The organism is Paraflavitalea soli (assembly GCF_003555545.1).
In the GTDB taxonomy this organism is placed as follows: Bacteria; Bacteroidota; Bacteroidia; order Chitinophagales; family Chitinophagaceae; genus Paraflavitalea; species Paraflavitalea soli.
The window spans coordinates 1779033-1803506 of sequence record NZ_CP032157.1 but is presented as its reverse complement, the minus strand read 5'-3'; the positions used below and the strand labels follow the sequence as shown (position 1 = coordinate 1803506).

General features: G+C 49.9%; 8 protein-coding genes. All 8 read right to left on the bottom strand.

Features of this window, described 5'->3' with window-relative positions; translation table 11 throughout:
• Positions 1–17 precede the first annotated feature (17 nt).
• Positions 18–3299 carry a non-ribosomal peptide synthetase gene (locus tag D3H65_RS06745; protein ID WP_119049528.1) on the bottom strand — a complete coding sequence of 1094 codons (3282 nt, stop codon included), beginning with the start codon at positions 3297–3299 and terminating at the stop codon, positions 18–20.
• A gap of 4 nt (positions 3300–3303) precedes the next feature.
• Positions 3304–4203, bottom strand: coding sequence for a hypothetical protein (locus tag D3H65_RS06740; RefSeq protein ID WP_119049527.1), 900 nt, complete (start codon positions 4201–4203; stop codon positions 3304–3306).
• 36 nt (positions 4204–4239) lie between these two features.
• A complete protein-coding gene (locus D3H65_RS06735) occupies positions 4240–6828 on the bottom strand; it encodes a non-ribosomal peptide synthetase (RefSeq protein ID WP_119049526.1) in 2589 nt (862 codons plus the stop codon).
• A gap of 40 nt (positions 6829–6868) precedes the next feature.
• Positions 6869–10861, bottom strand: coding sequence for a non-ribosomal peptide synthetase (locus D3H65_RS06730; RefSeq protein WP_162915455.1), 3993 nt, complete (start codon positions 10859–10861; stop codon positions 6869–6871).
• A 10-nt stretch (positions 10862–10871) separates the two neighbouring features.
• Positions 10872–12233 carry a condensation domain-containing protein gene (locus D3H65_RS06725; protein WP_119049524.1) on the bottom strand — a complete coding sequence of 454 codons (1362 nt, stop codon included), beginning with the start codon at positions 12231–12233 and terminating at the stop codon, positions 10872–10874.
• A gap of 1 nt (position 12234) precedes the next feature.
• On the bottom strand, positions 12235–13635 hold the full coding sequence (locus tag D3H65_RS06720) for an aspartate aminotransferase family protein (RefSeq protein WP_119049523.1): 1401 nt from the start codon (positions 13633–13635) through the stop codon (positions 12235–12237).
• 212 nt (positions 13636–13847) lie between these two features.
• Positions 13848–14789 (bottom strand): cupin-like domain-containing protein, encoded by a 942-nt coding sequence (locus tag D3H65_RS06715; RefSeq protein WP_119049522.1) that lies wholly within the window; start codon positions 14787–14789, stop codon positions 13848–13850.
• Positions 14790–14816: 27 nt separating this feature from the next.
• Positions 14817–24455, bottom strand: coding sequence for a non-ribosomal peptide synthetase (locus D3H65_RS06710; RefSeq protein ID WP_162915454.1), 9639 nt, complete (start codon positions 24453–24455; stop codon positions 14817–14819).
• Positions 24456–24474 lie beyond the last annotated feature (19 nt).

Below are 24474 nucleotides of genomic sequence, written 5' to 3'. Positions count from 1 at the left end.
GTATCAGAAGAAAAGGTTTATTCCTGTGAGAAGAAAGCAATGGCATCGTCCATCAGCTGCACGGCATCTTTCATGTTGTCCTGCGGGATGGCTGGTGCTGCTTCTTTGGCGAGGTACTGTGCCAATGACCTGATAGTGGGGTACCTGAATAGTTGTACCACAGGCACGGATCGTGACAATGCTTTGTTGAGTTTGTTGTTGACCATGATCATACTGAGCGAATGACCGCCAATATCGAAGAAGTTATCTTTTAGGTTGATGGTTCCGGGCTGGTTCAGTACTTCTTTCCACACCTTGAGTATTACCTCCTCCATATCAGTGAAGGCTTCGGCAGTTTCCGGTGTTTCATCTGAGATGTAAGCAGGTGGCGGCAAGGTTGCGCGGTCGATCTTTCCGCTTGGTAATAGCGGCAGGGTCTTCAGCTCTATGTAATACGATGGCAGCATGTAGCCGGGCAGAAAAGCTAGCAGTTTATTGCGGATATCATCTGCGCCAATCCTGCGGTCGGTGGTATAATACGCGCACAAGACGGTATCTTCATTCACCAGCCTGTCGGCCACCACGGCCTGTAAAATACCCGGCACTTGCTCCAACTGTTTTTCTATTTCACTTAGTTCGATGCGGTTGCCCCTGATCTTTACCATATTCCCTACCCTGCCCTTTACTACCAGCTCGCCTGCTTCGGTCCAGTAACCCAGGTCACCGGTCTTGTACAGGATGGCGCCACCGTTGTTGCCTTCCTGCAACCTGCTGAAGGGATTGTTGATGAATGAAGCCTGTGTGAGTGCCGGCTCATTCCAGTAGCCCTTTCCTACAGCGGTACCGGCTATAGCGATCTCTCCGGTGATGCCCGGCGGAGATAGCTGGTGGTTTTGGTCGATGATATATACCTGGATATTGGGTAAGGGCTTTCCAACGGGTAAAGGGTCCTGGTCGCCGGGCTGTACGATGTACAGTGTCACATCATCAGAAGCTTCTGCCGGCCCATACGCATTGACGAGGGGAATATATGGCATGGCCTGGTACCATTTGCGGACAGTTCTTTCGGTGAGCACTTCGCCGGTCGATAACAGGTATTTCAGGGAATGCCAGTTAGCGAGTCCTCCTTCCGAAGCATTGAGGATGGCATCGATGTGCGAAGGCACCAGTTCGGCCAGGGTGATCTTTTCTGCTGCCAGTCTCGTTACAAAGAGAGCGGGCTGCAATTGCAGCTGCTTATTGAATACGACTGTTTTCCCGCCTACAGTGAGGCAGAGCAGGAATTGCATGATACTGACATCGAAATTGCAGGAAGCTGTTTGCGCCATTACATCATTCGCTGTCAATGCGAGGAAATCAACTACGGCGGTGAGGTGGTTGGACAAACCGGCATGGTGCAATACGACTCCTTTGGGTGTGCCGGTGGAACCGGAAGTATAAATAACATAGGCTGTCTGATCGCCCAGCAGGCTGATGCCCGGATTGTGCTCGGGCTGCTGTGATAGCTGTGTGGAAAGTGCCTTTCCATCGGCCACCACGATGATCTCCTGGTAACCGTTGTCCATCATGTCTCTTAACCTTGGGGCCAGGGTTTCCTCGGAGAGTATTATACTGGCATGACTGTTGGCCACCATATATTTAAGCCGTTCGGCCGGTGTTTCTGTGTCGATGGCTACAAATGCAGCGCCTGCTTTCAGTACGCCGATCATGGAAGCCAGTAAAAATGATCCCCTGTTGAAGTAGAGTATTACCAGGTCTTCGCGGCGGGCATGCCGGGATAATAGAGCATGAGCGATCTTATTAGCATAACGGTTGAGGTCGGTATAAGATAAAGCCAACTGGTCATCGGCAATGGCTGTTTTCATTGGGGATGCCTGAACCTGCTGCTCAAATAAGGCTACAAAATCAGGTGCGGGCATGCCGGTATGATCATTATTGGATGCACCGGTCAATTGTTGTACAGCAGTCGTATCGTACAGATCTTCATGCCGGATGGCCCCCTGGGGATCATAAGCCATTTTCTCCAGGATTCGCCTGAACCAGGCAGCTATTTGTGCGATCCTTTCCGGGGTCAGTAAGGGTGTTGCATAACTGATGAATACCTGGAAGCGGTCCAGTGTAGTAGAGATCATGAGATCAAGCAGGGCATTAGTCTTCTCAAAGCTCAGATCTGACAGGTATTCATATTCATCGGTGATCTGGTGCCTGAAATCCTGGTAGCGGTTGAAATCCACAAAGTCAAAAGTCACATCAAAGAAAGGATTCTGATCGGTGGTATCCTTACTAAACAGTTTTACGATCTCAAAAAAGGAAAGTTGTTCATATGCTGACAGGATATTGCGTTGCCGGTCTACCTGCTGCATCACCTGCAGCCAGGTGGCGGGCGCAGCCAGTGTTACCCTGAAAGGAATGGAGTTGAGGAAACAGCCCAGTATCTTTTCAGCGTCATCACATACGGGTCTGTTGTTGCTCATGACACCTATGAGCAATTCATTCTCATAACTCAATAGTTTGAGTGTATACAAATATGCCGCCAGGCAAATGATCTTTACGGGGATATTTTGCTGCCTGGATTGTTCTCTCAGTTGGTGAAGCAAAGCGGTGTCGAGGTCTTCTGCATACAGGACGAATCCCTGCAGGTCGGCTTCGTCGATCTTGTTCTTAAGTGCATATCGTTTATAGCCAGCCAGTTCTTTTTTCCAGAATTCCCTGTGTTCTTCGGAACGGCGGAAGGCCAATTGTTCCATGACGTAGATCTTATAGCTGCTCCTGAGGGGGGCGGGTACAAAACCTGGTGCTGCTTTTAAGGTGTGGTAGACCTGGTGCAATTCTGTAATAAAGCAGGAAGTACTCCAGCCATCAAAAATAGCATGGTGAAAGAGCCATAGTAAACAGACCTCTGCAGGCGATGTTTGCACTATTTTCATACGCCATAGTGGCATGCCTGTTTCCAGGTCAAAAGGGTTGGCCCTGTCTGCGGCCATGGCAGCAGCAATGAATTCCTGCCGGGCTTCCTTGCTATCCAATCCTGCCGGGTATTGGTAGCTGATGTCGGGTCCTATCTGTTTCAGCACGATCTGCACAGGTTCTTTGTAATCGGCCAGGTTGAAGACGGTTCTCAGCATGGGATGTTTGTCGATCATCAGGCACACTGTTTTCCTGAACAGCCCGAAGTCGAAACCAGTGTCTGTAAAAACAAACAGGCTCTGATCATGATAGGTGGAAGAAGAATCATCTTTGGCCGCATGGAACACCATGCCCTGTTGGATGGCCGACATGGGGAAGATGTCTTCAATATTGGCTTTGTTTAAACCAGGCATCACTTCAATTGGAATAGATGAAGAGTAAAAAATAATCGTTGGCTGTTGCCTTATCGGTGGTAATCAATACATCCCGGTGCTTGAATACGTCTGAATCGCCCAGGGCCGGATAGGGTCTGCCCAGGAATACCAGGAATATCTTGTGGTCGATCAGTTGCACGGACTCCAGTAGTTTCAGCAGGAAGGCATTGAATATTTCGTCGGTGAAAGGCTCCCAGAAATAGTAAATGCGGTTTTCCTTTTCCATTACATCGAAGTCGAGGATATCCATATTATAGGTTTGGATATTCCTGCATTGCTGACCGGGGTGATCATATACCGCGATATTATTGCGGGCAATGGCATCCAGTTGCCTGGCTATTTCCACACCCTTAATTGCTTTAAAAGGATAATGGGACGCCAACAGTAAACCCCGGCCCATGCCTGAGCCTACATCCACAAACGTATAGTCCTTGTAATAGATGCCCAGACCGGGCAGGTGGTCAAACAACAAACGCAAAGCATTGACGGGACTGGGCACATAACGCGCCATGTATCTCCATTTTTCCAGGTTGATCTCCTCTTCCATTTCCAGCGGCCACAACACGCCGGAGGTCTTAATGCCATGTTGCTGATCGAACAGGGACTGTTCCTCGATCTTTGTGTATTCGATCATGTCCATATCATTGACATTATTCATAATGGCCTGTAGTCCTTGTGTAAACTCATTATAGGGAGCATTCTCCTCAACCAGGAAATACCCTGCCAGCTTTTTCACATTTCTCGTTAAGTGGGTATTGTACGCATCGAAGGAGTGGTCAAACAAACTGTTCATTACTTCCTGCCTGTTGTGTCCGTTTTCAATGAGCAGGCGGTTGGCGGTAACCCTGGTGTGTAAGTGCTCCAGTATATCTATGAGTTCCATGGCGGGCAGGTTTGTGTGTGGTAGCTTTTTTTGAGTTTACATGTTATCCAGTATCTCCTGCTTAAGCCGGCTGATCTCGTCGGCAATGAGGTCCTTTTCGGTTTCTTTGGGTGTTGCTGTTGTTGTCATTGTCTGTGCCAGCGCCGGGCCATATCGTTGGGTCAGGTGATCGGCCAGGTTCCTGATGGTCTTTAATACATAGAGATCCCTTATCTGGAGGTTGATGCCAAAGGCCTTATTGATCTCATTCATCAATCCCAGTGATTTGATGGAGTCGCCACCCAGTGTATAAAAGTTATCGTTAATGCCGAACTGCTCAGTGGTCAGGTGTTTTTTCCAGATAGCGTGTAACTTTTTCTCCGTATCCGTCACTGGCAGGTCGATGGCCTGCTTGCTGGCAGGTGCACCGGGCAGCAGCCTGGTATCGGCTTTGCCATTGGCATTGAGGGGTATGGCAGGTACGGCTATCAGTTGGTGGGGCATCATGTACGCGGGCAGGAAACCGGCAAGGAATCCGGTGATGACTGCTTCGGGTAATGCCTGATCGGCCACATAATACAATATGATGAGGGGTGATTGTGCATTATCCATTTTACAAATGACAGTGGTATCGCTGATGGCGGGATGTTTACGTGCATAGTTCTCTATCTCGCCGGGCTCAATGCGGTAACCATTTATTTTTACCTGGGTATCCTTTCGGCCGATATAAGAGTACAGGCCGCCGGGCAGTTTTTTGGCCAGGTCGCCGGTACGGTAGTAAGTAGCGGATGATCCCTTTACAGGGCAAACAAATTTCAGAGCTGTTAATTCCTCGTTGTTAAGATAGCCCTGGCTCAGGCAGGCGCCGCCAACGTATAGTTCACCAGTAGCTCCATCGGGCACAGTCTTTCCCTTTTCATCGAGCAGGAACAAATGGGTGTTGCTGATGGGCTTGCCAATGGGCACGGCAGCATACCGATCATCCTCGGGGCTGTACCGGTGGATCATGCAGCCCACCGTCGCTTCTGTAGGACCATATTCATTATAGATAGCAGCCTGTGGGAAATAACCGGCGATCTCCTGCGCCAATGCGGTGTGCAATGTTTCTCCTCCTACAATGAATGTATGTATGAGGGAATGTTGTGGTTGTATATCTGTCCGCTCTTTTAGCACAGCTGCCAGTAAGCGCAAATGCGAAGGGGTTAGTTTCAATACTCCCGTTTTGTTGTCTGCCAGGATGGTTGCCAGCATATCGGCAGGCTCCTGACCGGTATAGCTATTTACAGACCCTGCTGCGATGAGGGGTACCAATATAGAAGTAATGGTAAGGTCGAATGAGATAGAGGTAAAGAAAGCAAAGGAGGACAGCTGCTGACCGTTGCCGGTATATTGTGCTGCCGCCCAACGAAGATAATTCATGAGGGAAGCGTGGGTAACGATCACTCCTTTGGGCGCACCACTGGTGCCGGAGGTGTACATGATATAACAGGCGTCGGTCGGGGAAATGCCAATGCCCGGACGGCCTGTTTCATATTCATCCAGCAAAGAAAGGTCGGCCAGGTCTGTCACCTTCAGCCCGGCAGGAAATGCATGATTGTTAAGCACTCCGCTGGTAAGCATGATCTCCGGCGCACTGTCCTGCAGGATAAAAGCTATTCTTTCTGCCGGGAGGGAACTATCAATGGGTACAAAAGTAAATCCGGCTTTGAGAATGCCCAGGATACTCAGCACGGTCTCTACAGAATTATGCATGCATATAGCTATGCGTGCCTTCGCCCCGCTTGTATGCTGCAACAGGTAACGGGCCAGTTGGCCGGAACGCTGATCGATCGTCTCATAGGTCATGGCGTGCGTGCCCTTTACTACTGCTATCTTCTCCGGGTTGGCTTTTACGACTGCTTGAAATTGTTCAGTGAATAAAGCCTCCACCGCGCCTATTGTATCAGGCCAGGTCACCGGCGTGGCAGATAGCACGGAATCCAGCGGCTCATCGGGATGCTGCAATACAGCCACCAGGTAATTCAATAAGTTGTTGACGATATCGCTGATATAAAGTTCACTGTAATCATGTTGGTTGTAGAGCAGTTGGCCGGTACAACCGGTAGGTTCATAGGTAAAACTCAGCAGCAGGTTATTGCCGGGAAACAACTCTTCTACCCTGCCCTGTATATTGGTAAATACGGTAACCACCTCATACAGTGGATGCTGGCCGTTGCTATTCATCTTTTCCTGCAATACAGCCGCATCATATTGTTGGTGAAACAATCCTTCTACCAGCAAGTCCCTGGTGGTTTGAAGCAAGTGGCGAAAGCTGGCAGCATTGGCTATATCCAGTTCCAATGGAATGAGGATACCCTGTGTAGCAGGATCATCGCTTTGATCAACCGGTGTGGCCATCCTGATCAGGGGCAGGCCGGTATACCTGTGCAGCAACAAGGCGGTAGCTGCCGTAAATATGATCTGCCATTTCAATACCAGACCGCCGGCGAATGCTTGCAGCAGCTGGTTTTGTTCCTGGGTAAAGGTAAACGAATACACGCCGGTGGATGATCCGTTGCCGGCATCATACTCAACAGGAATGGAAGCGGTGGGTTGATCGAAGCTCAGCTTGCGGAGCCAGTATTGATTTGCTCTTGATTCTATCATAGTGCCGGTATGTGGATGTTAATCAATAGATAATGCATAGTTAGAAAGTAAGCGCCCGTCTTTTCAGGTCGGCTTTCCTTACCAGCCCTTCTGCTTCGGGCAATGGAATGGCTGCCAGGGTTATGTCAGTATCCTTTATGATGCTGTCCAGTACTTGTTTGCAGTACTGCAATAAGTTGCTGGCAGTCGCTTCTGTAAACAATCCTGCATCGACGGTGAGCACGAGTTCGAAACTTTGGTCGTTTTCCAGGATGGTAAGTTGTAAGGCGGCTTTGGCAGTATGATGTGCTACTGGATAGGGACTAAGCTCCAGGCCATCCATCACCATGGACTGGCTGCTTCTCCGGAGGTGGGCAAACATTACTTTGTACAAAGGGGTTTCTTTCCACCTGCCCTGTAAGCCCAGTTTTGCGGTCAATACATCGAAGGGATAAACTTGTGCTGCGAGGGCGGCCAGGGTATTCTCCTTTACCTGCAACAATAATTCGGGAAAGGTGGTTGCCTTCGCCAGGTCATTGCGCAGAGCCAGTTGATTGAGGAAGAGGCCTACTACGCGTTGCAAAGCAATGTCCTCCCTTCCCGCCACGGGTGTGCCCACCACAATATCATGGCTACCGGTAATGTTTTTCAGTACCAGGTTAAACACGGTCAGGAAAAATGCAAAGGGCGTGGTGGCTGTTTGTTGTAAAATGGCATGGATGGCCCGGTATTCTTCGCGTGTTAATTGTATCGTAACATCATTGCCGGTGGTAATGCCGGTATTGATCTCCTCCTGGTCATAAGGCAGCTGCAATTCGGCAGGCAGGGTGGCAAATTGTTGCAGCCAGTATTGCTCCAGCTTAACCCATTTGTTGGTAGTCAATTGGGCGTATTCCCATTCTGCATAATCCTTGTATTGAATGGCGGGGGCTGTGATGGTCTGACCGGCATATGCTTTCTGAAAGTCCTGCAGTACGATCTGGTCCGACAATTCATCGGAGATGATATGGTGCATGTCTACAAACAGCAGGTGTTCGTCTTCGCGGTATTTGACCAGCTGCACGCGCAGCAGGCCTGGCTTGTCGAGGTCAAAGGGATATACAAAACCTGCCATATGCTGATCGAGCTCTTCCGGCCTGCATTCGGAATACAATACATCAAATGCAATCTGTTCATGCACCACCTGCCTGGGCAGGTTATCTATTACCATAAATGAGGTCCTGAATATTTCGTGTGCGGCCATGAGTTGTTCAAAAGCCTGCTTCACTCTTCCGGCATCCAGGTGTCCTTTGATGATGCAGAATTGCGGACAGTTATAACTCAGGTCTTCCGGATACAAACGGTGGTGTATGTAAAACCTTCTTTGTGCTGAAGAAACGTGGTAATACGGTTTTGGGTCTGCTTTTTTCAATACCACAGGTGCGGCTTCCTGCATGGCTGCTATGAGGCCGGCGATAGCGCCAAAGGTCCTCAATTTGAACACCTGTACAATGGACAGGTTGATGCTGAACTTCCGGTTGATATGGGCTACCAGCTGTATGGCGGTCAGGGAATGGCCACCCAGCTGGAAAAAGTTAGACTCCAGGGTAATACCTGCGCCATCGGAGCCCAATACTTCTTTCCAGATATCCCATAGTTTTTTGATGGGCGCTTGGGTAAGATCGAGGTCGGAAGTAGATGCTCCGGGTGTGGGAGCAGGCAGTTTGCTACGATCAACCTTGCCATTGTCATTGCAGGGAATCTTATCCAGTTTTATGAGGCAGGCGGGGATCATGGTGTCGGGCAGTTCAGATCGCAGGAAGCTGTCGAGGTCGCCAAGATCAGTAGGGGATGCTTCTTCAAAATAAGCACACAGTATCTTTTCATCCTGGTGGGTATAGTCGGTCACACATACATTGGCGATGGTCTTGTACTTCATCAACACGGCTTCCACTTCGGCCAGCTCAATTCGTACGCCACGTATTTTGACCATAAAGTCGGTCCTGCCTTTGTAGAGCAAGGTCCCGTCTTCCTGCCACAGGGCTGTATCGCCTGTTTTGTACATCCTGACATAATCATCCCTGTTTGCCTGTATATCCTGTATAAAGGGATTGTTGACAAAGGCCTTGCCGGTCTTTACCGGATCGTGCAGGTAGCCCTTCCCTACTGCTACACCGGCCACACAAAGTTCTCCTTCCACGCCCAGGGGTGTAAGCTGGTGGAAACGGTCAACAGTATACAGCTGTATATTATCCAATGGTCTGCCAATAGGTACTATAGGGAGTGATTCGTCGGCTTTCGTTATGATGTGTATAGACACATCATCGGAGGCTTCAGCAGGTCCGTAAGCATTGACAACAGGTATGGCCGGAAAGCTGGCAAACCATTTTTGGGCCAGACTGGTTTTGAGTTGTTCTCCATTCGACACCAGGTAACGGAGGCTGGAGAAATGACTGGCTGGACTATCCTGTACATAGTTCAGCAATACCTGGATATGGGAAGGCACGAGTTCGAGCAGGGTTACTGTCTCTTCGGTCACCATGGTAAAGAGGGCTGCGGGATCGAGCAATACCGATCTTTCCATTATATGGATCCTTGCTCCCGCTACCAGGGGCATCAGCATTTGCAGCACATAAATATCGAAACTGCAGGAAGCGGTCTGCGCCATAACATCTTGTTCAGTGATGGCCAGTTGCCTGATAAGACCGTTGAAATGGTTGATCATGCCCAGGTGGTGCAGTAGAATGCCTTTGGGTTTTCCGGTAGAACCAGAAGAAAACACCTGGTAGCAAAGGTCATCGGGCTCTATGCGCACATCGGGATCAATGACCGGCTGTTGATCCACGGCATTGATATCAAGTATATGGAATGGGAATGTCTTTGTTTTGGTTTCAAGGTCCTGCAGTGGATCTATACTCAATACGGTAGTTATGGAAGTGGCAGACAAACTTTCTATGAATGCGGCATCAGTAATAAAACTGTTATTGGTTATGAGCCAGGCGGCTCCTGCATCCTGCAAAATGGTCAGCATCCTGTTGACGGGCATATCGGTATCGATACCTACAAAGGCAGCGCCTGTCTTTATGATGGCGAGGAGGCACACCACAAAATCAATGGAACGATCGAACAATACTGCCACCGTTACCTCTTTTCTTACGTTGCCTTGGGAAAGCAACTGTGCCAGTTGTGCCGACCGGTGTTGCAGCTGCTGGTACGTGATGCTGCCTTGATTGTGGGAAACAGCTATCCTGGCCGGGAAACGTTGTACAGTCTCCCTGAAGCAATCTATCAAAAGTTTGTTCCTGTCAAAGGGTACGTTCGTGGCATTGAATACCTGCATCAGGCGTTGTTTTTCTTCCGGCAGGATGATCTCCAATGTGCCGATGGGCGTGTCGAGGTGGTTGAGCACCAGGGCTGTCATGTGCTGCAGGTACCTCGCCATGGAAGCTGCTTTGCTTTCGGTATAAGTATTGGCATTGTATTGCAGGGCGCCGCCTGCCGATTGCAGGGAGAACAACAGGTTGCCCCTGATGCTGTGTCCTGTTATGTTTTCGGGCTGGTCCTGTACGGCCAGGAAAATATCAAACAGGGTGGCATTGTTTCCCGGTTCTTCAAATATTTCCAGGGGATAGGCCCGGTGGTCAAGCACCTGCAGGTAAGCATTTTTTACCTGGTTCAGCAATTGCCGCAGGGTCCAGGCAGCATCGAGGTCTATCCGCAATACGAGGAATGGCGAGTCGGGCACGGAGGGATCGTGCTCATGGTTGGGAATGGCGAAAGCCACCTTCGTTTCATTGGTGAATTTGTGTACCAGTAAGCAGACCACGGCTGCATAAAAGATGCGCAGCCTGGTGTCCTGCTTATTGGTCAGTTGATCGATCGCCTGCTCCAACGCTGCCGGATAACTAAAAGTTATTTCCTTAAAAACTTTTTCACCCTGGCGAAACAGGTCGGCCGGCATCACGCTTTTCTGGTAGTCTTGGCCCAGCCACCCTTCCCAGAATGCTTTTTCCTTGTTCAACCGGCTGGCAGCCAGGTGCAGTAATCCTTTCTCGTTGGTTATTTTCAAAGACATAATAGTGTCATCAAAAGTCCATGAAGTCTGCTGTGTCGGTTTCCACTGGTTGGGTGGAAGCCTGCATGATGCTATCGACCCTGATACCGGTATCATTGATCACGGCGTCCAGTACTTCCATCAGGTGGGATCCAATGGCCCGGATAAGATCGCCGTCGATGACCAGTTCGTTATACAGCAGTTTAATATATTGTTCAAGCGGGTATACGGTAATTTCCAGGTTGTAGTGCGTGCGGCCATGCACCTGGAAATTCCTGATCTCCATACCGGCCTGCAAGGCCGTGCCTTCGGCTACATCTGTCCATTCAATATTCTCATAGATGAAAATATGGTCAAACAGTTCCTGTCTCAACGGTGAATAAGATTGTATAGCGGCCAAGGACATATAGTGATGTGATTCATTGCCGATAGCTTCCAGCTGCACCTGGCGGATCACGTCCTGCATACGGGCATGGGCCGGAAACCTCACCCTTACGGGAATGGTATTGGCAGTAACACCTACGATCTCCTTAATGCCTGGTATTTCTGCATTGCGGCCAGCGGTCACGGTACCCAATACCACTTCATCGGTATTGTTGAATTTCGACAATACAAATGCCCAGCAGGTAAGGATGATATTGTAAGGAGTTACTTTACATTGTTGGGCATATTGCCGCAGCTTCTCCATCAGTTCGCTGTCCATACTGATCAGGTGATCAGCCGGCTGAAACTGGCCCATGTCAACAACGCGTGTGATGGGTATGGTTGATGGCCTGGTATACCCGGCCAGGTACTGCTTCCAGTAAGCAGCATTCTCTTCCTGACTTTTACACCCGATCCACCGGATGTATTCCACAAAAGGGGTGGCTGTTTTCAGGCCCTGTTCGCTGCCATTTTGATAACAGTACAACAACTCATGCAGCAAGGTATACAGGCTCCACCCATCCAGTATAATATGCTGGAAGGTGAGCAGGACTATATGCTCCTCCTGTGCTCTTTTGATTACCTGCACCCTGATCAAAGGCCCTTTCGACAGGTCGAATGGCCGGTTATAGGCTTCTTCCTGTATACTGTTGATCTTTTCCTGCGGTGCAGGCAGGTGGCTGGCATCGAGGTACCGGACCTCCGCCACCTGCTTTTTCAATACTACCTGCAACAGTTTTCCCTGCTTCGTTTCCACGAAGATGGTACGCAGTATATCATGTCTCTCCAACAGGAAATCTATGCCCTTGTACAGCCGGTCCATCTCAAAATGGCCCTGAATAACAAAACACACCTGCTGGGTATAAGACGTTGAATGAGGAAATAGTTTCAGGTCAATGAACATCCCTTCCTGCATGGGACTGAGGGAATAGATATTGCTGATGTTCTCTTTGGTATAAATGCCGGCCATCTTATACAGGTATTGCTACTTTGTCGAGGTATTCTTTTGCTATTTCGCTATTTACACGGTCGAATATTTCCAGGAAGGTGTTCAACATATTCCTGGTGGTGATCAACGGCGGTAATATCCGGATCACGTTGGAGTAATAACCGCCTACTTCTATCAGCACGCCATTCTCAAACAGGCGCTGGCGCAGCCGTACGCAGTATTCGGGCCAGGGCTCTTTTGTTTTTTTATTCTTTACAAACTCCACACCGAGGAACAGGCCTGCGCCCCTTACCTCTCCGATAAAAGGTGATTGCTTCTTAATAGTATTCAGTCCATCGAATAATAAAGCGCCTGCTTCTGTTACGTATTGACTGATCTGGTGCTCTTCAATAAAATGCAGGGCTGCATTGCCGGCAGCCATACTTACCTGGTGGCCCCTGAATGTTCCTGCGTGGGTACCGCCGCCCCAGGTATCAAATTCTTTTTTGATCACCAGCAGGGCGCAGGGCATGCCGATCCCTCCCACTCCTTTGGACATGGTGACTACATCGGGTGTTACGCCAAAATGTTCGGAAGAAAGCATTTTGCCGGTCCTGTAGAATCCTGCCTGCACTTCGTCGTGGATCAACATCACGCCATGCTCATCACATATATTCCTTACTTCCTGGTGAAATGCTGCTTTGGGGATTACGATGCCGCCTTCTCCCTGTATGGGTTCCATCAATACGGCGGCTGGTTTATCAATGCCGGAATGCGGATTTTCCAATAAGTTTCTCAGGTGGGAAGCGCATTCGATCTTACAGGAGTCGGGTTCTTTGCCATACGGGCACCGGTAGCAGTAACTGAATGGGGCAAAATGATGCCCCTGGTTGAGCACGGCCAGTCCCTTTCGACTATTGCGGTTACTGGTCACGCTAAGCGCCCCTGTTGTCATGCCATGGTATGACCCCTGGAAGGAAATAATAAGGTTTCTTTTGGTATGCAGCCGCGCCAGCTTCATGGCGGCTTCCACTGCATCGGCCCCGGTAGGGCCACAGAAGTTTATTTTAACCTTGCCGTTCAGTGATTCCGGCAGGTGTTGATTCAGGTTCCTGATATAGGCCAGTTTGGTTTCGGTGGGAAAGTCCATCGCATGGATCAGTTCTTCCAACTGGGCTCTGGTGGCTGTTAATACATCTTCATTGCCATGGCCCACATTGACCACGCCGCAAAGGGAAAAGAAATCCATGTACTGGTTGCCATCCACATCTTCTATAATGGTGCCTTTTGCTCTTTTGGGGGCCAGCGGGAAACTCCGGGGATAACTCCGGTTATTGCTTTCATATTTTTCCTGGGCGTCCAGCAGTTGTTTGGCCTTTTCACCGGGAATTGTTTCCGTTCTGATCGCAGGCCCCTGGGCCAGGTGGTATTTTTCAAGATCCATATGACAAGAGTTTAGTTTAATGATTTTAATGAAACTTTCGTCCCCCGTTAGAGAGCGTTTTTTGCGCCGTTAGGTGCAACAACTTTGTAGAAACATGTTGTGTGTGTTCAATGCGGCGCCCGTAGGTGACGCTCCGAGGGGTGCGCCTACAGCGCACAAAACCTTTAGAAAATGTTTGCTACAAAGCGATAGCCCTAAAGGGGCTAACGCCATCAGGAGATATAATTGAGGTAGCTTTTGTAATAAGGCCAGATGTATTTCTCGGGCACCTTGCACCAAATGGCCAGGAATAGCAGGAAATTGTATCGCAGGTTTTCTGTGGGCGAGCCTTTCAGGCGGGACAGCATTCCTTTCAGCACACTCCGCCTGGAATGCCAGTCGATATTGAAAGAGATACTGAAACCTAGACTTTCTACATGGTGCAGCATACCAGCCGGCATATACAGGATATCACCGCCTTCCACCTCCACCACCATCGGGGTTACTTTGGCATAGGCGGGGTATTTGTCCAGCGCCGGGGCTTTGGGATCTACCTGCGCCCATCGCCACTTCTTCATATAACAATCGTTACGCTGACTGGCATCAATAAGGGTGAACCGCTTTTTGCCCTTTACCTGGAAGAACAGGTTGTGGGTGATGAGGGTGTCAAAATGCAGGGGTGTTATATGGCCTTTGATGCTCATGAAGAACTGTACATATTTCCACCAGTGCTCATGATAGAAGGCAGGCAGGTAGTTTTTGATGATGGGTGATGATACGTCATTGGTGAGTTCGGGTATGATACCAAACATGGCCACATCATGCAGGTAGGGCGGTTTTGTGGTGGCGGCACCTGGCTGACTGCAGGTTTCCAACAGGCGCACATAGTCGCTCAGGTGTATCTTCTCTGTTTCTCCTTCTACAATGGTTGCTTTTTTAACCGAGAGCAGCGGATCGGTGGGCAGGTGCTTAAAATATTCCATATCCCAATGTTTGCTGGCATGCCAATCGGCCACGGCGCCTTTCAACAGCACCGGCTTTCCTTTCTTTACAAATTCGTTGAGGAACAGCTCATGGGATATATTACCGGAGATCGTTCTTACCATGTCCTGTGTGGCTTCACCCTGGGGTGTGACAACAGGCGCCGGTGAGTAAACCATTTCTTTGTATTCCATCTCAATTGGTATTTGAAGCGGGAGTGATTATTCGAATATAGAATCGAGGTCTTCTTCTGTCAGCTCGTTGTAATCAAAACGGCCTGCGGTGGCCACAGGTTCCCGCAGGGGCGCCGGTTTCTTTTCCGGCATATCCGTGATGCTCTTTATTTTCTCATCCACCCGGGCGGCCAGGTCCCTGATAGAGGTATACTGGTAAATATCTTTGATGCTTACTGCCAGCCCGCTGGCTTCCATCCTGCTGCGCAGGTTGATGGCTTTGATGGAATCGCCCCCAAAATCGAAGAAACCCTGATCTGTACCGATAGCATCAATGCCCAATACAGACCGCCAGATGGGCACCAGGATGGCTTCTGTAGCTGTAGCAGGCCCCAGGATGGTCTTTTCGGGATTCTCCATGCCCGATCCTGTATCGGGTGCCGGCAGGGCTTTGCGGTCTATCTTATCATTGGCAGTGATGGGCAGTTTATCCATTTGGATAAAATAGGAAGGCACCATATAGCCGGGCAATACGGCCAGCAATTGCTGCCTGATCCAGCTGCGATCGGGTTGTTCATCCGACACATAATAAGCGCAGAGGTATTTGGTGCCATTCTCATATTGCCGGTCGATGACGATAGCTTCTTTGATGGAGGTCAGGTTGAGCAGGGCATTTTCAATATCGCCGGGCTCCACCCTGAATCCCCTGATCTTCACCATATGGTCTTTGCGTTTATCGAAAATGAGTGATCCGTCGGGTTGCCAGTAACCCAGGTCGCCGGTCTTGTAGAGCATGCGGTAATCCTCATCACCGATGTAAGCAAACAAAGGGTTCTCTACAAATACTGCCCTGGTCTTCTCTTCTTCTCTCCAATAACCTTTTCCTACCGCAATGCCCGATACACAGATCTCGCCCAATACCCCAATGGGACATAAGTTGAGGTGGCTATCCATGATATAGATATGCAGGTTGTCGAGGGGGTACCCGATGGATACCGGGGCATCGGCAACTATTTGTGCCGGGTCTATTTTAAACAGTGATACATCATCCGATGCTTCTGCGGGACCATAAGCATTGTACAGGTCAATCTGCGGATAGAGGTCATACCATTTGCGGGCGGAAAGGGATTTCAATGATTCTCCCATCGACAGCATGGCGCGTAAACTATGGAGCTGGTAGTCGCTGCGTTTGGACAAGGTTTCCAGGAAGACGGTAAGCAGGGAAGGTACAATTTCCATGAGGGTAATGCGCGCTGCATTCATGATGCTTTGCAGCCGCACAGGATCGAGCACATCTTCTTTATCAATGATGCATACGGCGCCCCCGGTAATGAGGGTCATCAGTAATTGCACCACAAAAATATCGGAGCTGCAGGAAGCTGTTTGGGCCATGACATCTTTGTCAGTAATACCCAATCTGCTTATGAGCGCGTACATATGGTTCAGCATGCCGAGCTGGTGTACCATAATGCCCTTGGGCTTGCCGGTGGTACCGGAAGTATAAATGATATAAGCCGTGGTATCGGTATCGAAACGAATAGTTAGGTCATGGGCCGGGTAGTCACCAAGGGCCCGGTGCAGCGCTGCCAGGTCATCCGCACTCAGGATGGTTGTAAGCGTGGGCGTCTCTTCGCGCAGCTTGTTGAAAGTGGCAGCCATATCCTGCTGTACGATGGCTATGCCGGCCTCGCTCTGTGCGAGGATATCGCCGATCCTTTTGGCGGGGTATTCGGTATCGATGGCTATATAACTGGCGCCTGTTTTAAGCACACCCATGATGGCGGCCAGCAATTCAATGCCCCTGTTGAAACATATGGCTACCACCTTGCCGGGCGCTGCGCCCTGTTTTACCATCCAGGCTGCCAGCCGGTTGGCCAGCCCGTTCAGCTGCTCATAGGTAATGGTAGCCTCATTGTGTATGCAGGCGATGGCGCCTGGTGTGGCATGCACCCACTGCTCAAACAATTGGTGATAACACGCATCCCGGTTGATGGGCTGCCGGGTATTGTTGAATGTTTTGATGATCATGTCCCTGGCTGCCTGATCCAGTAAGTTGATCTCGCCGATCGTCATATGGGGCGTAGCGCAGGCCTGATCTATGATCGTGGTAAAATATTGAATGAACCGTTGAATGGTTGCTTCTTTAAATAAGGTGGTGCTGTATTCGAGGTCAAAGTAGAGTGCTTCTTCCTGTTCGGTACAGATAAATGTCATATCCATTTTTGATATGCCGTAGTCGAAGTTGATGGCCTCCAGTCGCAGCCCGGGAATACTCCATGCAGGCTTGCCCATATTCTGCAGGATGAATACAACATTGAAGAGTGGGTTCTGAAAACTATTCCTGCCCAGCTTCAGTTCATTCACCAATGATTCGTAGGGATAATCCTGGTGATCAAATGCCTGCAGGGTATTGGCGGCTACGCTGCTAAGGAAGGTATTGAGTGAAAGCTCTCCGGCCGGGTAATTCCTCATTGCCAGGGTATTGAGGAAGATACCTGTTATTTTTTCGAGGTCAGCATTGTTCCGGCCGGCTGTTACGGTACCGATAGTGATATCCTGCTGTCCGGATAGTTTAGCCAACAGGATATTGAGCATGGCCAGCAAGGTGGTGAATAATGTACCCCCGGAATCGCCTGCCAACTGGTAGAGCCTGGCGGCTTGGTCTTTGGGGATCATAAAACGGCTTGTCCTGCCGGTATACTGGCGGATGGCCCCCTGTTGAAAATCGGTGGGCAGTTCTATGTATTGTGGCTCCCGGGCAAACTGGTTTATCCAAAACTGCTTTTGTTTTTCCATAGCAGCAGAGCGCTTCTCGCTGAACTGCCATTCGGCATAATCTTTATACTGCAAGGCCAGCGGCGCTAATTCCTTACCGGTATAAAGGTCCATGAACTCAGCGGCCAATACCTGTTGTGATACGCCATCGGATATGATATGGTGCATATCGATGATCATGGCCACCGGAGATTGCTGGTGGTATACCACGCCTGCCCGGAGTAATGGCGCCTGTTGCAGATCGAAGCCCCTGATAAAGTCTTTTATTGCTCCTTCTGTATCGGTTGTTGATGCTACGGAGATGGTCTCTACTGCAAAGTTTACCTGTGCATGAATTCTTTGTACGGGCGTTTCTGCTACGATGTGAAAGGAGGTCCTGAGTGATTCGTGCCGGTTGATCAGTTGCCTGAATACCTGGTTTACTCTTTCAATATCGAGTACGCCGTCTATATTGAATACCAGCGGAATATTGAAGCCATATCCAATATTATCTGAATCAAGCTGGTGCAGGATCAGCAACCTGAGTTGGGCGGAAGAAAGGTTGTAATACTCTTTTTGCAGCGTACGTGGCAGGGAGGATACCGGTGTAAGGACATCGGCGGGCAGGCTATTGGCCAGCTCCAGCAAGGAGTCCTGCCGGAAGAAATCAACGAGGGGCACCCGCACTCCAAATTCACTGCGCACCCTGTTGAGGAAATAAGTACTGTTGAGGGAATGGCCACCCAGTTCAAAGAAATTATCGCGTATATCGATCTTCTCTACCGGCAGCTGTAAGGTATCGGCACAAATGGCGATCAGCTTTTGGTGTACTGCGTTGAGCACAACAGGCGCCTGTTTTCTTTCCTGCTCTGCATGAGGTGCAGGCAGCTTCTTCCGGTCTACCTTTCCATTCTGGTTGACGGGGAATCTATCGAGCCGCACAAAATATGCCGGTACCATATAGGCAGGCAGCTCCTGCCCCATCCTGGCTTTCAGCTCATTTTTATCCCAGTCCTGTTCGCTGCAATAATAGACACAGAGTTGTTTGTCGCTGGCGGCACCGCCAAGGGCAACGGGGATGGCCAGTATTTCGGTAAGACCGGTACACTTTCTGAAACAGGATTCAATCTCTCCCAGTTCGATGCGGTGCCCCCTTATTTTTACCTGTGTATCTTTTCTTCCCAGGAACTCCATATTGCCATCTGCCATCCACCGGGCGGTATCACCGGTCAGGTACATCTTCTCTCCCTGTACAAATGGATTGGGAATGAATTTCTTTTCCGTCAATGCTTTATCGCCGATATAGCCGGTAGCCAGGCAATCGCCTCCAATATAAAGATCGCCGGGAATGCCTATGGGGCAAGGCATGGCATAGGCATCCAGTACATAGTATCTGGCATTCTGAATGGGCTTGCCATAAGGGATACTGGCCCAGTTGGGGTCTACGGCGCCGATCCGGTAATAGTTGGACCAGATGGCGGCTTCTGTGGCGCCACCCAGGCTGATCACTTCGCAGGCTTTAAAATGCTTTCTCACTACATCGGGCAAAGCAACGGGTATCCAATCACCGCTGAGCATGATCAGCCGGAGGGTAGACTGGCTGGTATTGGTGGTGGCCAGCTCTGGCAACAGCTGTTGTATAGCGGCCGGTGCAGAATCCCATATGGTGATCTGTTCTTCGTTAATGATCTTTAACAGGGTTTCCTGATTTTCCATCTCTTCGCGGGTAACCAGCCTGATCATGGCGCCTGCTGCCAGGGTGCCGAAGATATCATACACTGAAAGATCGAAGCCGAGGGAAGTGATGAACAATAGTTTGTCTTCCGGTGTCACTTTCAATTCGCGATTTACCCACTCGATCACATTAACCACAGGTTTGTGTTTTACCATCACGCCTTTGGGTACCCCAGTAGAGCCGGAAGTGAATATCACATAAGCATGATGATCTGGCGTGGTGTTGGCAGGCAGGTTCTCCTCGCTCCAGGCAGTACCGGGATGTACCGGTATATAGGATAAGGAAGCGCCCTCCTGCCCCGTGACAGCGGCATACACTTCTATACAAAAGAGTTTCTTGTCTTCACCGGCAGCGCTGAAGATGTGCTGCGCCCGCTGCAACTGACCGGTGGTGGTAATCATATACCGGATATTGAGCAACGAGATCAGGGTCTCTATCCGATTATCGGGCAGGTGGGGTTCAATGGGTACGTACATACCACCGGCTTTTAATACCCCCATCACGGCAGGCACCATTTCCAGGCTCCGGTCCATCATGATGGCCACGCAGCCTTCGATGGCCAGTTCTTGCTGACGTAAAGCATGGGCCAGTTTATTGGCCAGCCGGTTCAGCGCGCCATAGGTAAGCACCTCACCCTGGCAAATGACGGCCATGGCATCGGGCTGCAGGGCTGCTACCTGCTCAAAACATTGGTGCAGCAACAGTTTATCATTGAATGATCTTTTGGTATCGTTAAGATCAAAGAGTATCCTGTGTCTTTCTTCCAGTGAAAGCGGTTCGATGGCAGCGATGGTCTGCTGTGGATGGGCGGCCAGTTCCCGGATAATATTCACCAGCATATCCACCATGGAAGCAATGGTGCCTGGCTTGAATAACTGGGTGGAATAATCCAGCTCGCACCGGAAATGATCTTTGTGCTCGTACACATGGAGGTTGAGGTCAAACATAGAAGTGCTTCTTGTAAAACCTGCTTCCTCATTGGCTACCTGCACGCCTTCCAACGCAATTTCATTGGCGAGGTTCTCTTCATTGTGGTAATCGAACATCACATCGAACAAGGGGCTTCTGCTGGTGTCGCGCACCTTCACCAACTGATCTACCAGGTCTTCAAACTGGTAATCCTGGTGCTGCAATATGTCCAGCGAATGTTTGTTGACCTCCTGCATAAAGGCATCACACCGTTTATTGCCAATAGGATGATTGCGGTGCGCCAGCACATTGATAAAAATACCGGTGGTATCCTGCAAACCTTCGAAATACCGGCCAGCGCCTGGTGAACCCACTACGATGTCTTCCTGACCGGTTACTTTTCTAAGGAGCAACAGGTAAGCCGTCAACAGGAAACTAAAGGCGCTGATGCCCAGCTGCCGGCAAACAGCTTGTATTTGATGTGTCGTGGTCTTATCAATATCGCAAGACTGAAAGGAACCAGAGAAGTCTTTGACCATAGGTCTTTTGAAGTCCAGCGGCAGGGCCAGGTCGGGTAGTTCACCGGCAAATTTATTTAACCAGAATGCCTTGCTGTTGCTCCATTGCTCACCGGATTGCTGTGCATGTACCCAGGTTGAAAAATCTTTGAACTGAAATGGCAGTGCCGGCAATGTTTCTCCTTTGTACAGGGATACAAAATCGCGGAGGAAGACAGCATTGGAGATACCATCGGTAATAATATGGTGCAGGTTGAATACCAGGTATTGATTACCCTCGTCAGTATGGAGGAAGGCTACGCGCATCAAGGGAGCCGTTGCCAGGTCGAAGGGTTTTATCCATTGTTGGATGACCTGTTGTAATGCCGCTTGCTTACAGTATAGTTCATCAGGCAGCAGCTGGACATTTTCCTCTATGATCTGTACGGGTATATTCTCCCGGATATCAAAGCGGGTTCTCAAGGCTTCATGCCGAAGCACCAGTTGGTTGAGTGCGTTACGCAGCTTTTGCAGGTCAACCTGCTGCAGCTTATATACATTGGAGATATGGTACAGAAAGGCATCCTCATACATTTTTTGCAGGATATAGATCCTTCGCTGAGAAGGTGACAAGGGGTAATATTCCCGCACAGGCGCTTTCGTGAGGGGAATGGCCTTTGTCTTTGTAAGGCCGATCTGTTGGGCCAATCCTTTCACATCGGGATTGTCGAATATGGTTGTTACCCGCAACTCCACGCCCAGCCTGTCCTTTATTTTATTGACCAGCCGGGTGGCTTTGAGGGAATGCCCGCCGAGGTCGAAGAAACTGCGGGTAGTACTGATCCGGTCTTTCTTCAGGTTCAATACTTCGGCAAACAGTTGCAGCAGCTGCTCTTCTATGGGGTTCTCCGGCAGTGCCATGCTATCCTGTGCGGTAGCTTCCTGCAAGGGTAAAGCATCAATGGCTATTTTCCCGTTGGACGTAAGTGGAAAGTCATCTACCTGGATGATGATGCCGGGTATCATATAGCCAGGCAAATGAGCGGCCAGGTTGGTCCTGATCTGTTGTGTGTTCACCTGGCGGTCGTCCACCACATAGGCATAAATAATTTTATCGGTATCTTCCCCCCGGGCGCACACAAACACATCACGCAATTGCTCTGTGCGTAAAAGCACAGCCAGCACCTCTTCCAACTCTACCCGGTAACCCCTGATCTGTATCTGGTTGTCAATCCTGCCCAGGAACTCCAGTTCACCATGGCTCAGCCAGCGGGCCAGGTCACCTGTTTTGTATAACTTCTCCCCGGTGGCCCAGGGATGGGGAATAAACTTAGCAAGGGTGAGATCCTCTTTTCCCCAATACCCTTTGGCCAGGCCCTTGCCGCCTATATACATTTCTCCGGCTACGCCAGGCGGCACCAGTTTCATAGCAGCATCCAGCAGGTATATATTGACAGTGGGTAATGGTGTGCCGATATTGGAAGCGCCAGCGGTTATTTCCTGGTGGGTGATCTCTTTGTAGGTATTGTGCACGGTGGTCTCTGTAATACCATACATATTGATAAGCTGTGTAGCCGGGTACTGCTTCCGGAAATCTGCCAGCTTCGCGGGATTGAGGGCTTCTCCCCCAAATATGATCTTTCTTACAGCGAGAGCGCCGGGCTGCTGATGGGCCAGTATGGTTTTGGAAAGGCTGTAAAATGAAGTAGGAGTCTGGTTGAGGATCGTGACCTGCTTATCGATCAGCAGGCGGGTGAATGCTTCCTGGTTCATGGTCACTTCGCGGGGCACAATGACCAGTTCGCCTCCATAAAACAACGCACCCCATATCTCCCAGACTGAAAAGTCGAAGGAGCAGGTGAAGAACATGGACCATACATCAGTTTCCCGGAAATCAAAATACGTTCCTTCATGAAAGAACAGTCTCACTACCTGTTCATGCCCGATCATCACCCCTTTGGGGTTGCCGGTGGTGCCGGAGGTGTAGAGCACATAAGCCAGGCTATCGGGTTTTATGGGCCAGGCATATACTTTAGCCGGCTCATTACGCAGTGTGGCCAGGTCGATCCTGATCTTTTTGCCGGGCAGGTCAGGCGCCGGCCTGCTCTCCTGTTCATATACCAGCAGCAGGTCGATGCGGCTATCAGCCACCAGGTAATTCAACCGGTTTACGGGAAGGCCGGGGTCCAGCGGCAGATAGGCCTTGCCGGCTTTTAAAATGGCCAGGATACCCACGATCAGTTCGATGGAGCGTTCACTCAGCAATCCTATCAGCTGATCATTGTGGGAAGGCTGGCCAATGAGTTGTACAGCCAATGCATCCGATAACTGATCCAGGTCCCGGTAAGTAAGGGATTGATCGTTGAAAGAAATGGCGGTGCGTTCGGGATAATGGGTTACAGCATTTTTAAAATGCATGATGATATGCGTGTCTGCGGGATAGGAAATATTCCGCTTATTCCAATGGTGCAGGATGGTATCCTGTTCCACGGCTGTAATATATTGGTAGTAGCCGATCTCCCGGTCGCCTTGTTCGATGATCGTATGGATGAGCTGCTGGTAGTGCCTGATGAATTGCCGCATCAATGCTTCGCTGTAATAACCGGCATTGTAACAAAGCTGGAGCCTGCAATGACCTTCGGCAGGGTTCTCAGTCACCAATACATCCAGGTCGTATCTGTCGAGGGCTGCATGCAGCGGGTATACAGTCAATTCCACGGAGTCATTAATCGCTTTTGCATTGTAGGCTTCTTCAAAACGAAACAGTACATCAAATAGCGGAGATCGTACGGCTTCTTTTACCGGGTTCAGTTTGTTGACCAGCACTTCATAAGGCAGTGACTGGTATTGCAGGGCATTGGATGTGGTGAGGGTGATCTTCTTCAGCAGGTCCGACCATTTCTCCTCCCGGCTGATCTTTGTGTTGATGGGCAGTAAATTGGCTACCGGCCCTATCAGTGTTTCCGTACCCTTCACTTCCCTGTTGGGAACGGGTAAACCACAGATCACGCTTTCCTGACGGCAATAGTTGTGCAGCAAAATGGTAAACACAGCCAGGAAAAAATCCCGTTTGTCGGAGGGCTGTACTTTCAGAAAATGCGTTAGCCGGGCATAACTTGCACCACTGATCGTGACTTCAGTCTGTTGAGGTGTATAGATAGATGTTATTCTCCGGGGCAGGTCATTAAACAAGGACAAGGGCTCGATGTTGTTGTGCAGTTTCCTTTTCCAATAAGCATATAAATTGTTAATGGCATCTTCAGGAATGCTTTTCTGCCAGCGGGCAAAGTCGAAAAAGGAGATCGGCTGTGCGGGTGCTGTACCCTTTCCATCCAACACTTGCACCAATTGATCGAGCAATATGCGCACGGACCAGGGATCGCACACCAGCCTGTGAAAGGATAGCGCCAGCAGATAATGATCTTCCTGGTGGATGCGGTAGAGTGTATACCTCACCAGTCTTCCTTGCTGCACATCAAATGGAGCCAGTACAAATGGTATGGCCAGTTCCCTGGCTTCTTTGAAGGAGGCGGCTGTTGTAATGGAAAGCGGCTCATCAAACTGCGGACCGGTAAAGGCTTCCAGTTTGCCTGCTTCCTCCCGGAAACCTGCGCTTACTACAGCAGCGCTGTTGAGCACCTGCCATAAAGCGGCTTCCAGTTGCTGCCTGTCAATCGCACCTTTCAAAGCAACCAGGACAGGTATATTGGAACAAGGGGCTTGCCCTGCACCAATGGCCTGCCAGGTACGCTCCTGGGCATAGGATATTGCTGGTTGTGGTATTCTGCTCACGTCCGGGTATTTATAGTTG